General features: G+C 64.5%; 9 protein-coding genes and 1 pseudogene. 5 read left to right on the forward strand and 5 right to left on the reverse strand.

The features are described from left to right. Positions 1-34 precede the first annotated feature (34 nt). Together R2C4_RS00710 and R2C4_RS00715 are read right to left on the reverse strand one after the other, a co-directional pair. Entirely contained in the window at positions 35-2,278 is a 2,244-nt protein-coding gene (locus tag R2C4_RS00710; RefSeq protein ID WP_141889147.1) for a methyl-accepting chemotaxis protein, read from the reverse strand. A gap of 377 nt (positions 2,279-2,655) precedes the next feature. Beyond that, positions 2,656-3,990, reverse strand: a pseudogene (locus tag R2C4_RS00715) (methyl-accepting chemotaxis protein); the annotation flags it as partial. Positions 3,991-4,771: 781 nt separating this feature from the next. On the opposite strand from R2C4_RS00715, the gene R2C4_RS00720 reads away from it, so the two are divergent. Further along, entirely contained in the window at positions 4,772-5,221 is a 450-nt protein-coding gene (locus R2C4_RS00720) for an Lrp/AsnC family transcriptional regulator (RefSeq protein ID WP_141889148.1), read from the forward strand. A gap of 15 nt (positions 5,222-5,236) precedes the next feature. Here R2C4_RS00720 and R2C4_RS00725 read toward each other — a convergent pair whose 3' ends face one another. Next, positions 5,237-6,172, reverse strand: coding sequence for a LysR family transcriptional regulator (locus R2C4_RS00725; RefSeq protein ID WP_141889149.1), 936 nt, complete (start codon positions 6,170-6,172; stop codon positions 5,237-5,239). A gap of 168 nt (positions 6,173-6,340) precedes the next feature. Here R2C4_RS00725 and R2C4_RS00730 point away from each other — a divergent pair, with 168 nt between their 5' ends. The 4 genes from R2C4_RS00730 (at position 6,341) to R2C4_RS00745 (ending at position 9,843) form a co-directional block, all read left to right on the forward strand. After that, positions 6,341-7,354 carry a TRAP transporter substrate-binding protein gene (locus R2C4_RS00730; protein WP_141889150.1) on the forward strand — a complete coding sequence of 338 codons (1,014 nt, stop codon included), beginning with the start codon at positions 6,341-6,343 and terminating at the stop codon, positions 7,352-7,354. A gap of 72 nt (positions 7,355-7,426) precedes the next feature. Then, positions 7,427-7,963 carry a TRAP transporter small permease gene (locus tag R2C4_RS00735; protein WP_141889151.1) on the forward strand — a complete coding sequence of 179 codons (537 nt, stop codon included), beginning with the start codon at positions 7,427-7,429 and terminating at the stop codon, positions 7,961-7,963. Positions 7,964-7,981: 18 nt separating this feature from the next. After that, positions 7,982-9,322: a TRAP transporter large permease gene (locus R2C4_RS00740; RefSeq protein ID WP_058286670.1), complete on the forward strand. Its 1,341-nt coding sequence runs from the start codon at positions 7,982-7,984 to the stop codon at positions 9,320-9,322. 17 nt (positions 9,323-9,339) lie between these two features. Further along, entirely contained in the window at positions 9,340-9,843 is a 504-nt protein-coding gene (locus tag R2C4_RS00745) for a universal stress protein (protein WP_058286671.1), read from the forward strand. 60 nt (positions 9,844-9,903) lie between these two features. On the opposite strand, the gene R2C4_RS00750 is transcribed toward R2C4_RS00745, so the two are convergent. Together R2C4_RS00750 and R2C4_RS00755 are read right to left on the reverse strand one after the other, a co-directional pair. Beyond that, positions 9,904-11,403 carry a M81 family metallopeptidase gene (locus R2C4_RS00750; protein ID WP_141889152.1) on the reverse strand — a complete coding sequence of 500 codons (1,500 nt, stop codon included), beginning with the start codon at positions 11,401-11,403 and terminating at the stop codon, positions 9,904-9,906. After that, the gene (locus R2C4_RS00755; RefSeq protein WP_141889153.1) at positions 11,400-13,025 is read right to left on the reverse strand and encodes an amidohydrolase; all 1,626 of its coding nucleotides are present in this window, start codon (positions 13,023-13,025) and stop codon (positions 11,400-11,402) included. The genes R2C4_RS00750 and R2C4_RS00755 overlap by 4 nt, the downstream gene beginning before the upstream one ends. Between the last annotated feature and the right edge of the window lie 21 nt (positions 13,026-13,046).

The raw sequence follows: 13,046 nt of genomic DNA on the forward strand, positions 1-13,046 counted from the left end.
CGCCCCGGCGGGCCGGGCAAGGCGGCCCTCAGGATCAGGCGCTGAGCCGCTGCGGGACAGCGTGGAGGGGTGCAGGGCCCCTGCCGCCCAGATCGAAGCTGCCGACGATTTCTGTCAGGCTGTGCGATTCATTCTGCAACAGCTGGCTGGCCGCCGCAGCTTCCTCCGACATGGCCGCGTTCTGCTGGGTCATGCTGTCGAGTTGGTGCATGGCGCCATCAATCTTCTCCAGCCCGCGGGACTGGGCGCGCACACCGTCAGCAATGTCGGTGACCAGGCCGGACACAGCCGACACCTGCTCGATGATGCTGGTCAGCGCATCGCCCGCGCGGCCGACCATCGAGACCCCGTTGGCCACATGTTCTTCGCTGGCGCTGGTCAGCCCCTTGATCTGCCCGGCCGCGTTGGACGCCCGCTGCGCCAGGGCGCGCACTTCAGAGGCAACCACGGCAAAGCCGGCGCCTGCGGGGCCGGCCCGTGCGGCCTCCACCCCGGCGTTCAGCGCCAGCAGGTTGGTCTGAAAGGCGATGTCGTCGATCATATTGATAATCTTGGAAATTTCCGACGAGGCTTCCTGAATCTGGTCCATCGCCTCCACCGCGGAGGTCACAACCCCGGTGCTTTGCTCCGCTTCGCTGCGGGCGCCGCGCATGGTTTCATCCATCTTGCCTGCCTGCTCCGCGGTGGAGCGGATGCCGTCCGTCAGCTCGCGGATGGCGCCTGCGGTTTCTTCCAGTGTCGCCGCCTGGCTTTCGGTCCGGTGCGCCATTTCGGTGGCGGCGCTGCGCTGCTCCTCGGAGAAGCGCCCGACATTCTCCGCGGCGCCGACGACCTGGGCCATCGAACTGCGCAGCTTCTCAAGGCTGCGGTTGAAATTCTCCCGCAGCGCTTCGTACTGGCCTGCAAACGGGGTCTGGATGTCGCAGGCCAGGTTGCCGCGCTGCAGTTCAGAGAGCGCCGCGCTCATGCTGTCGACCACCGCCGCGGTATGGCGCGCCGCCTCCACCTCCCGCGCAGCGGCCTCGTCGGCGTCCTTCAGCTTGCCGCGGAAACTGTCGAGGCTTCGGGCCAGGTCGCCCAGCTCGTCGCCGCGGTCGCGGCCGTCGATTGCGGTACCGTAATTGCTGTCCGCCAGCGCATTGGTGGCTTCGCGCAGGGCGTGGATCGGCCGGGTGACGCTGCGCGCCGCCAGCCAGGACACGCCGATCGCCGCCAGCAGCGCGGCGCCGATCAGCCCGGCTGCGGTCAGGCGGATCCGCTCAACCACGGCAAACGCGGTATGCTCATCCGTTTCCAGCACCAGGGACCAGTCAAATCCCGGCAGGTCCAGCGGCATCACCAGGGCAATGGCCCGTTCGCCGAGCGAGGAGGCCACAGCCTCGAACTGGCCGGCCTCGCGGGCCTTGGCAGCCAGGATCTGCGGTGTGTCCGGCAGGGCCGTGAGCACCGGGAACAGCCCTTCAGCCGACGACGGGCTGCGGGCCAGGCCATCGCTGCTGACCACAAAGATGTTCTGATGGGTGCCGCCCGACAGGTTGCTGGTCAGCGCGCTGACGACGCCCGCTGTGCCCAGCCGCACTGCGATCACCCCGGCCACCTCCTGGCGTTTGGAGAACACCGGGGCGGCCATGAAAGCGGCGACGCCATCGGCGCTGTGGCTGTAGGCGGCAAAATCCGCGGCCACCACGGTGCCGGCCTCGGCCTGCAGGGCGGCCTGAAACACCTGCGCCAGCCCGCCGCTGGAACCGGGCTGAATATCGGTCAGGAAATCGCCCTGCTTTTTCACGGAATACACTACCTGCCCCTTGGCGCTGATCAGGTAGAGGTCCTGATAGCCATTCAGGTGCAGGCTTTGCAGAAAGGTGGGATGATAGGTGACATGCGACTGGTTGTAATAGCTGCCGTCGCCTGCGTCCGTCAGCTCCTCCCGCTGGTCGGCGGGATGCGGGTTTGCGTCTGCATAGGTCTCTTTCAGATAGGCGACGGGGTCGGCTTCCTCGACCATGCCGATCACCCGCTCGAAATTGCCGATCGCCCGGAACACCGCCGGCTGGCCCGCCAGGCTTGATACATCGGAGCGCGCCGCCTTGAGCAGGAACTCCAGCGCCTGGGCGCCTGACTTGGCTTCGATCTTCTGCGCGGCAAAGGCGTTGTCCCGGATGCTGCGTTCCGCCATCGAATAGACCAGCAGCGACACGGTGACGAGAAACGCGCCCGTTAGCGCCACCATGATCATCGGCAGTTTCAGTTTCAGCGGCAGTTTCGTGGTCCGGGGCATTGGCGAAAATCTCCTGCAATCGGCGGCACGCCCCGGTTTGCGAGGGGCGCATACAGAAGTGTTAATCGGCAAAGTCCTGAAAAAGTGTGTACCGCAAGGGCACCGCAAATGAAGTTTTCCGGAATTCATGGAATTTTATGCCGCAAATTTGAAGTGCGGCAAAACGGGCGGGAAACAAGGGGATCCGCTTTGTTATTACCAGCATTCCGCCTGCATCTTTTCTGAACGACCGGTTTTCTGTGACGCAAACCGGCCAGTCCTGTCATATTCAGATTTGATGATTTTGCAGGCGCGGCCCTGCGCCGGCGGGCGCGGCGGGCGGTCTGCCGGGGGCGGATAGAACCGGGTCCGGTGCAAGCTTGCCTGCCGTTTCGGGTTTAAAAATCCTGCCAGAGATTCCGGGCGGCCGCTGCCGCCGCCGCGGGAGCCGGGCTGGCCTCGATCTGCCAGGTGTCTTCCCCATGCGCCGTTGGCGGCGGCGGGGCTGCCGGTGCCGCGGCAGGGGCCGCCTGGCCGTCTGCGGCCTGGAAGCCCGCCACCAGTTCTGCCAGCTTGGCGGCATCGGAGTTCAGCATGTGGCCGGCCGCGGTGGCCTGTTCTACCATCGCGGCATTCTGCTGGGTCACCTGATCAAGCTGGGTGACGCCGGCGTTGATCTCACTCAGCCCGGTCGATTGTTCCGCCGCGCCCTGGGCAATGCCGGAGACCAGCTGGGAAATCTGGGTCACCCGCTCGACAATGCTTTGCAGCGCGCCGCCGGCCTTGCCGACCAGATCGACCCCCTGCTGCACATGGCTGGAGCTGTCGCCGATCAATGTCTTGATCTCGGTGGCGGCATCGGCAGAGCGCTGTGCCAGCGCCCGCACTTCGGCGGCAACCACGGCAAAACCCTTGCCCGCCTCGCCTGCGCGCGCCGCCTCGACGCCGGCGTTGAGCGCCAGCAGGCTGGTTTGAAAGGCGATGTCGTCGATCACGCCGAGGATCTTGGAAATCCGGTTCGAGCTCTGCTCGATCTCAGCCATTGCGGCCACGGCGTCCTGCACAACCTCGTGGTTGCCCTCGGCTTCGGTGCGGGCCTCTTCCATCGTGGCCTCGACACTGCGGGCGCCTTCGGCGGCGGATTTGACCGATGCCGTCAGCTGATCCAGCGCCGCGGCGGTCTGCTCCAGCGTCGCGGCCTGGCTTTCGGTGCGGTGCGACAGGTCGTCGGAGGCCTGGCTGATTTCAGCGGCGCCGCTGCGGATGCTTCTGGAGGCTTCGACAACCTGGGCCACGGTGGAGCTCAGCGTGCTGGCGGTCAGGTTGAAGTCCTTGCGCAGCCCGTCATGCTCTGCCGGGAAGGGGTCTGTGATCTGATAGCTGAAATCCCCCCTGGACAGGCGGGACAGCCCGGTGCGCAGGGCATCGACCACTTCCTGCTGCTGCGCCTGCTGCACCTGCGCCCCGCGCCGGTCCTCTTGTGCTGAGCGGGCGGCCTTCAGGCTCTCCTGCATCTCCGCGATGGCGCGCCCGATGGCGCCGATCTCGTCCTTGCGGCCTGTCTGCCCGATGTCCCGGTCCAGATCGCCCGCGTTGACGACCCGGAGGCCCGCGCCGATCTGCCTGAGAGGAAGGATGGCCGAGCGCGCCGCAGCGGCGAGCGCTGCCAGCAGGACCGCGCCTGCGAGTGTCAGCGCGGCGAGGATCTGATGCGCAAGGCTCGCGGCGGCTGCCAGCGGGCCGGTGATGGTCTGCCGGAGTTCGATAACAACGGGCGCACTGCCGCCCTCTGCCGCGATCCGGCCGGCCGCCGCGGCCCGCACCAAGGTTTCCCCGTCCCGCGCCTCGGTGCGGACGTAGGAACCGCCGGGATTGCTGCTCAGGTAATCCCGGGCTGCCTGCATGAACTCATCCGTGTTCGGGCCGGAACTGGCGCTGTAGACGAACAAGGCGCCCGGACCGCCGCCGGTTACGGCGCCTGAGACGATTGCGCCCCCGCTGCCAATACGGGGGCTATTTTCCAAAAGCGGTTTGATCTGGTCGAGCGCTTGGACCGCAGCCGTTGATGCGGCCGCAACAGCGTTGCGTTCGACCGCCCGCGGAATAACCAGCCAGCCGGCCGCGAGGCACAGCGTCAGAACCGCGGCGACCGGGATGGTCAGCCTGAACAGGAGGGACTTGGAACCGGTACCCATAAAACACTCCGCAACAACCGCTAACCACTGTCTGCGCCGCACAGGACCGGCACCCGGCCCGCGCTGGAAAGCCGGGCACCTGCCCGTTGACGGGACAAGTGTTCCGCGGATGCCCTAAGGATCCGGTAACAAAGACCGGACCGGGGAGCCGGATCGCGTTAAAAGAGCGAAAAATCCGCCCGCACAAGCAAAAGTTTACGTCAATCGCGTGCCCGGCCGCTGCTTGCGCCGTCTGCCGGAGCCGGCGCGGCGGGGCACAGTTGCGGGGAAATTGACGAAACAGGTTGTCAAATCCGCCGCGCCGGACAAAAACTCGGCCATGGATGACAAAGACCACGACATTCTGCGGCTGATCCAGTCCAACGCGCAGCTGACCGCTGAGGCCATCAGCCATGAGGTTGGCCTGTCCGCGCCCGCGGTGCAGAAACGGCTGAAGAAGCTGCGCGACACCGGGGTAATCGAAAAGGAAATCGCCATCCTCTCCCCGGCCCGGCTGGGACGTGAAATGACCGTGATCGTGCAGGTGGTGCTGGAGCGGGAAAGCCGGATGCACCTGGATGCCTTCAAGCGCAAGATGCGCAAGGCGCCGCAGGTGCAGCAGTGCTATTACACCACCGGCGAAGCGGACTTTATCCTGATGGTCATCGTCAGGGACATCAAGGAATACGAGGCCTTCACGCAGGAGTATTTCTTTGATGAATCCAATGTCAGCCGCTTCACCTCTTCGGTGGTGATGGACCGGGTCAAGGTCTCGCTGGACATCATCTGACCCGGCGCCTTTGCGTCAGCTGCCGGGGGCCGGGGCTGCGTGGGCTGCAACCAAAGTGTCGAGGAACAGCTTGGTGATCCGGGTCATCGCCGGGCGCTTGCGGGTGACGGCGGCGAACTGGCTGCGGTAGAAGATTTGCTCCGGCAGCACCTTGCGCATCATGCCGGCACGGACAAATTCATCTGCCAGATGGTCGGGCAGAAACCCCAGGTAGCTGCCCGACATGACGAGGATCGCCAGCGCCTGTTCGTTCTGGACCTTGGCGGCGCGGCGGAAACCGAGGGTCTGGCCGACATGCAGGTTGGGGGAGTTCACCCGGATGCCGGCGTAATTCGCCGCCTGCACATCCGCAAGGCTGAGGCTGGCGTGGTCGCAATCCATGAACGGATGGCCCTTGCCGCAGTACAGGAACATGTTTTCACCATAGAGCGGCGCGTAGTCCAGGCTGGGGGACGGCCGGTGCAGCGCCAGGATGCCGACATCGATCCCGCCGCCGATCACATTGGTTTCAATCACGTTGGGCGGCTCCAGCGACAGGTCGATCTCAACTGCGGGCGCGGTCTTGTTGAAGGCCCGGATGGCACCGGCGACATAGGCCTCCGGGTTGGAGGCGCATTGATCGAACAGCGCGATGCGCAGGGTGCCGGCCAGCTGCTGCTTGATCTCGTTCACTTCGGCCCGGAAACCGGAGACCGAGGCCAGCAGACCCTCCGCCGACTTCAGCACCTTGCTGCCTTCATCGGTCAGAGAAAACCCGGCCGGGCCGCGGTTGCACAGTTTCAGATCCAGCCGCAGCTCCAGATCGGCGATGTATTTTGAAATTGTGGATTTGCCGATGTTCAGTTCGGTTTCCGCCGCCGCCAGACCGCCGCTTTCGGCCACCGCCTTGAACACCCTCAGCAATTTGAGATCGGCATCGGCAACATGTTTGAGGTGGGATTTGCGGCTCATCCGGATGTTCGCGATATATGAAACTTTGCGCTCAAAAGTTTACATCCAAGAAACAAAGAACGCAATGTAGCGTCCTGCGGACCAAGGACGGATCGGACTGGCAGCACCGCAGTGGAGGGCGGGCCAGCGCGCGCCTTGCGACCCAGGATGACAATACGGGAGGAAGCCATGTCATTTCTCAAGAAGGTCTGCACGCTGACCGCAGCCGTTTCTGCCGCCGCGATGCTGACCGCCGGTGCGGTATCCGCCAAGAATTTCAAGATCGCCGTGGGCGACGGTGCCGGCAGCTCGCAGGAAGGCACCGGCAAGTTTTTCATCGAGGCGCTGGAGGAGAAGTCCGGCGGCAAACATACCGCGACGATGTTCCTGAATGGCCAGCTGGGGTCTGAGCAGGACACTGTGAACGAGGCCGCCATCGGCACCCTGGACATGTCGCTGCTGGCAATCAACAACGTCACCCCGTTTTCGCCCACCGTGGGCGTGTTCACCCTGCCCTATGTGATCCTGTCGCTGGAGGATGCGGAAAAGCTGACCCAGGGCCCGATCGGGCAGGAGCTGACCGAAAACACCATCCGCGATGCCGGCGTGCGCATCCTCGCCTGGACCTACACCGGCTTCCGCCGTCTGACCAACTCCAAGAAACCGGTCACCACGGTGGCGGATCTGCAGGATCTGGTCATCCGCGTTCCCAAGAACGAAATCATGATCGCAACCTACAAGGCCTGGGGCATCAACCCGACCCCGATGGCCTGGTCCGAGACCTTTACCGGCCTGCAGACCAAGGTGGTGGACGGCCAGGACAACCCCTACACCACCATCAACTCGATGAAGTTCTACGAGGTGCAGGAATATGTGACCAACCTGCGCTACATCTTCTCGATCGAGCCGCTGATCGTGTCCGAGGCGGTGTTCCAGGATCTGCCCGAAGAGGACCAGCAAATCCTGATCGAGGCGGGCAAGGAGGCCACCGTGAAATCGGCCCAGTACCTGCGCGATATCGAGGCCCAGATCAAGGATGAGCTGGTCGCCAAAGGCATGCAGATCGACGATCCGGCAAATGATGAGGCCGAGTTTATCAAACTTGCGACCGAAGCGGTCTGGCCCAAGTTTTACGACTCCATCGGCGGTGTCGATAAGTTGAACACCGTGCTGACCACCATCGGCCGCGAGCCTGTCCAGTAAACCTCTGGCCTGACGGAACCACACAACGGAGCAGCGCTGCCGGCGCTGCTCCGCTCAGGGGAGGAGTGCATCATGGTCTGGAAATTCCTGGACAACATCGAAAGCTATATCTGCCGCCTGCTGCTGTCCGGCTTTGTCATTCTGCTGTTTGTGCAGATTGTCTCGCGCGAGGTGTTCGGCCATTCGTTTTCCTGGATCGAGGAACTGTCGGTCTACATGTTCGTCTGGTTCGTCTACTTCGGCGCCTCTTATGCGGCGCTGAAGGGCGCGCACAACCGCGTCACCTTCCAGTTCAAATTCCTGCCTGCGGGCGCGATCAAGTATATCGAGGCCTTTGCCGACCTCTTCTGGCTGTTCTTCAACTGCTATTTCCTGTGGCTGGCCACCGATTTCGTCTTCAACAAGATGAACAAGTTCTGGAAGTCGCAGACCTTGGGCATCGAGATGAAGTACATCTACATGGTGCTGCCCATCGCCTTTGCCCTGATGACGATCCGCATTCTGCAGGTGAATTACCGCAAGCTGATCCGCGGCGAAGATATCCACGATCCCGACCAGATCGACCTTGACGAGATCAAGGCAGCCGCTGACGCGGACCGCCGCACGTAACCGGGAAGGACAGGACTTATGGAAACCGAAATCGTCACGATCCTGTTCGGATCCTTTCTGCTGCTGCTGCTTCTGGGGGCGCCGATCACCGTCGCGCTGGGGGTGTCGTCGCTGATCTCGTTCCTCTATCTGGACGAAAACCCGATCAAATTCGTACAGATCGCTTTCACCTCGGTTGGGTCTTTCCCGCTGATGGCGCTGCCCGCCTTTATCCTGGCCGGCGCGCTGATGGAGGCTGCGGGGATTTCGAAACGCCTGATCAACGTGGCCGAAAGCCTGGCCGGGCCGTTCACCGGCGGTATTTCCGCCGCCACGGTGATGGCCTGCCTGTTCTTCGGCGCGATCTCCGGCTCCGGCCCGGCCACCACCGCGGCTGTGGGCATGCTGATGATCCCGGCGATGATTAAACGCGGCTATGAAAAGGGCTATGCTTCTGCCGTCACCGCCTCCTCCGGCGGTCTGGGCATCATCATTCCGCCGTCGATCCCGATGGTGATCTTCGGCATCGCGGCACTTGGCATGGCGCCGCCGCCGGAAGCGGTCGAGAAATTCGGCACCTTCCAGTCGGTCTCTATCTCGAAGCTGTTCATCGCCGGGTTCATGCCCGCCTTCCTGATCGCCACCAGCCTGTTGATCATGAACTTCGTGATGTCCAAGAAACGCGGCTACAAGGGCTCGGCTGAGGGCTGGTCGGTGCGCAACGTGATGTGCGAGATGTACCGCGGGTTCTGGTCGCTGATGGCGCCTTTGGTGATTCTGGGCGGCATCTACACCGGCTTCTTCACCCCGACCGAGGCGGCCATCGTGGCGATCTTCTACACCCTCGTCATCGGCGTCTTCATCTACCGCGAGCTGACCTGGTCGTCGCTGTTCCAGTCGCTGGAGGCGACCACCTGGCTGACCGGCCGGGTGCTGCTGATCCTGTTCACCGCCACCGTGTTCGGCCGTCTGCTGGTGGAAAACCAGATCCCGGCGATGATCGCGGAATCGATGCTGAGCTTCACCCAGAACCTCTATGTCATCTGGGCGCTGATCATCTTCTTCCTGCTGTTTGTCGGCATGTTTATGGAGACGCTGGCGACGATCCTGATCCTGGTGCCGGTGATGCTGCCGGTGGCCTATTCCGTCGGCATCGACCCGATCCATTTCGGGGTGGTGATGGTCTGCACCCTTGGCATCGGCTTCCAGACGCCGCCCTTGGGGGAGAACTTGTTCATCGCCTCGGGCATCTCGAACATCTCGATTGAGACGATCTCGCTGCGGGCCCTGCCCTTTGCCGCGGTGAACACGATTGCGATTTTCATCATCGCCTTCTTCCCGGAAATCTCGCTGTGGCTGCCGCGGCTGTTTGGCTATTGACCTGAAAGGGGACCGGCATGAAACCGATGATCACCAGCATCCTGTTTGCCACCGATCTGTCGCACAACTCTACCCTGGCGCTGCGCCATGCCGCCAGCCTGGCCCATGCGACCGGGGCGGAGATCCATGTGCTGCATGTGAATGAGCCGATTTCCGAGGACGCGCGCATCACGTTCGAAATGTTCGTGCTGAATGAAGAGACCCGCAAATCTGCGGCCAAACGGCGGCGCGAGATGGTCAAGCAGATCCTGGCAGAGCGGCAGGCGCGGTTTTGGGCCTCCTTTGAAGGCGACGAAGCCAAGATCCGCGATCAGGTCACCTCCGTTGAGGTGACCGACGGCCACCCGGCGGAGGTGATCCTGCGCCGCTCGGCCGAGCTGGGCTGCGACCTGATCGTGCTGGGGGCCCATGACCACGGGTTTTCCCACACGTTTCTGGGTACGGTGGCCAAGCGCGTGCTGCGCCGCTCGCAAATCCCGACGCTGGTGGTGCCTTATCATAACGGCGAAGGCGAGGATTGATCCCTCCCCGCTGGCGGCCTTCCCCCTGGCTGCCTGCAAAGACCACCCCTGCAACAGGCGTCAGCTCCTTGCAGGGGTGGTTCTGACGTCCGGGTGCAGGTTTTTGTAGGGAAAGCTTCCCAGATCACAGGGAAACACGCCGGGGGCAGCCACCGGATAGACGGCGCTGGCAATCGGTTCGAAGTCGGCGCGGAAATGGGCGGTGCTTTTCACGCAGATCGTGCTGTAGGCCGCCGGGTCCAGTCCGATGTGGGTGAAATGCGCCAAGTCCAGGCATTGGTTGCGGAGGCTGGTCACCACCAGCGTGATGTCCGCCCCGGTTCCCGTCAGCCGCAGCGCCGCCGTCGGGCCAAGCGCCGCGACTCCGCCGCCGTACATCTCCCCGCTATAGCGGCAGCGGCCATCGCCAAGCGCGAGAACCTGAAACTCGGCCTCAAACGGCTGGTCGCCCGCCGCGCCCGAGCGTCCGCCAAGCGCCGCGCGAAAGAGGCCGCCCTGCCCCGCTTCATGCGTCGCCGCGGCCGCCGCCGGATCATGGAACAGCCCCATCAGCACGCCCTGTGCGCCAGCCTGTGCCAGTGCCGCCAGCAGCCCGGTGGTGTCGGACGTGCCGCCCGCGCCCGGATTGTCCTGAACATCCGCCAGCACCACCGGCTTGCCCGTGCGCGGCTGGCAGGCGATCTCTGCCGCTTGCTCCGGTGTCAGCATCGGGTGGTGCGCATGGGGTTCCAGCCTGGCAAACAGCTTGGCGATGTGATCGGCCGCCTGCGCTGCGGCCCCCGGGGTCTCCGCATAGGCGACGCAGGAGGGCCGGGTGTCCGGGAAATCCGCCGCGGTGAACCCCAGCGCGATATCCGCCAGCACGCCGGCCTGCGCCAGTGGCGGCAGCGCGGCATACAGCTCCCGCCCCGGGGTGGCACCGGTGTATTGCGCGTGCAGCGGGATCAGGCAGTCCATCTGCCGGAATGCCTTGTGCAGCCTGCCGCCTGCCAGCAGGTGCTGCAGCACCGGCACGCAGCGCCCGCCGGTTTCGGCCATGTCGAGATGCGGATAGGTGCGGTAGATCGCGATATAGTCCGCAAGCTCCACCAAAGCCGCGGAGATATTGGCGTGCAGGTCCAGGCTGACCGCGATGGGCAGCTCCGGCCCGGCCCAGGCGCGCAGCCGCCGCAGGATCTCCCCCTCGCCGTCGGGGTGGCTTTCGGTCACCATCGCGCCGTGCAGGTCGAGGAAGATGCCATCGAGCGGCCCGGCAGCACGCAGCCCGTCCAGGATCATGCCGCAGATGGTGTCAAAGGCGTGATCCGTCACATGCGCCGAGGGTTCCGCCGCGCACCACAGGACCGGAGCCAGCGCCATCCCGGCGTCCTCCGCCGCCTTGGCAAAGCCCGCGATGGGCAGGTTCATGCAGCGGGTTGCGGCGATCACCGCCTCCCCGTGCAGCATGGCGGGCCAGGAATCCGCCATCTCAAACTCTGCCAGCCCGGCCTTGGTGGTGCCGAAGCAGTTGGTTTCGTGCTGAAAGCCCGCAATGGCGATCCGCGGTTTGCTTTGCCTCATGGCTGAACCTGCATCCAGACAGTCCGCCCGCGGCGGATGGTGCGGGTGACTTTGGTGGTCTCGATACGGTCCAGGTCCTCCAGGGGATTGCGGTTCAGCACTGCCAGATCCGCCAGCTTGCCCGGTTCGATGGAGCCGCGGGTGCCTTCCTGAAACACCTGCCAGGCGGCGTCGATGGTCTGCGCCCGCAGGGCCGACAGGACGCTGATCCGCTGCGCCTCGCCCAGCCGCCTCCCGCTGGCCGTCAGCCTGTTCACCGCGCAATGGGCCAGGTGAATAGGCCGCGTCGGTGTGACCGAGGCGTCGTTGTGGATGGTGTAGCGAACGCCATAGCGTTCAGCCGAGGCGCAGGGGGAAATCCGCTCTGCCCGCTCCGGTCCCAGAAAGGTGTCGTAATGGCGGTCGCCCCAGAAATGCACATGCGCCGGGAAGAAGCTGACGGTGATGCCCAGCTTGGCCATCTGCTGCAGCTGGCCGTCGCGCAAGGCCTGGCCGTGGATGATGGTGTGGCGGTGATCGGCGCGCGGATTTGCCTTCAGCGCGGCGGCCACCGCGTCGATGAACATCTGCGCCCCGGCGTCGCCGTTGCAATGGCAGTGGATCTGAAAACCAAGATCATGCAGCTTCTTCACTTCGCGGCGGTGTTCTGCGGCCTCCGCATAGGGCATGCCGCAGGGATGCGCCGGGTCCACAGGTTTGTGGTACGGCGCGCTGAGGTAGGCGGTCTGCAACTGGAACGCGCCGTCTGTGAACAGTTTGCGCGGGCCAAGGGTGAAATGCGGGTTGCCGGGCCAGTCGAGCGCCTCGGGGCCGTGGCTCAGCTCCGGCTCCAGCTCTCCGATCGGCAGCAGCATCAGGTCATAGCCCGGGTCCCGGTCGGCGGGCAGCGAGGCGAAATGCTCCAGCATCTGCCGCGTGGCCCAGGCGTTCTGGGCGTAGGTGACGCCATACGCCAAGTACTCGTCGCGGCAGCTATTGAACCCGGCCCAAAACCGTTCGCGGTCGATCAGGAAATCGGTATCGCCCATTTCTCCCATCGCCGAGAGACCCTCGATCAGCCCGGTCAGCGCGCCGGTCTCCGGGTCGCGCCCGAACCGCCCGCCCAAGGGATCGGGCGTGTCCCGGTTCACGCCGCGGCGCGCCAGGGCCAGCGAGTTGGCGGCTCCATTGTGGCCGGAGGCATGGATCACCCAGACCGGATGCCCGGTCGAAACACTGTCCAGCTCTGCGCGGGTCGGCATCCGGCCCTCGGCAATCGCGGTGTTATCGAACAGCACGCCCATCACCCATTCCCCCGCAGGCGTCTCCGCCGCCTTGGCCCGCAGCCGGTCCAGCGCGGTAGGGATGTCCGGGCAATCGCCGCTGGGGGCAGAGGCCAGATTGACCCGGAACAGCCGGATGAAGCCGGGGTCGGGGAAATGCCCGTGCGGGTCGATGAAGGCGGGGATCAGGGTCTGGCCCTGCAAATCCACCTCATCCGTGCCCGCGGGCATCTGCGCGCGCAGGTCGGCCTCCGGGCCAGCGGCGCGGATGGTTTCGCCCTCGGTCAGCACCGACTGGGCGCAGGTATTGGCCGCGTCCATCGTCAGGACAACGCCGTTGAAATACAATGTGCTGGTCATAGTCTTTCAGATGTTGAGGGG

The organism is Leisingera aquaemixtae (genome assembly GCF_006740765.1).
In the GTDB taxonomy this organism is placed as follows: Bacteria; Pseudomonadota; Alphaproteobacteria; order Rhodobacterales; family Rhodobacteraceae; genus Leisingera; species Leisingera aquaemixtae.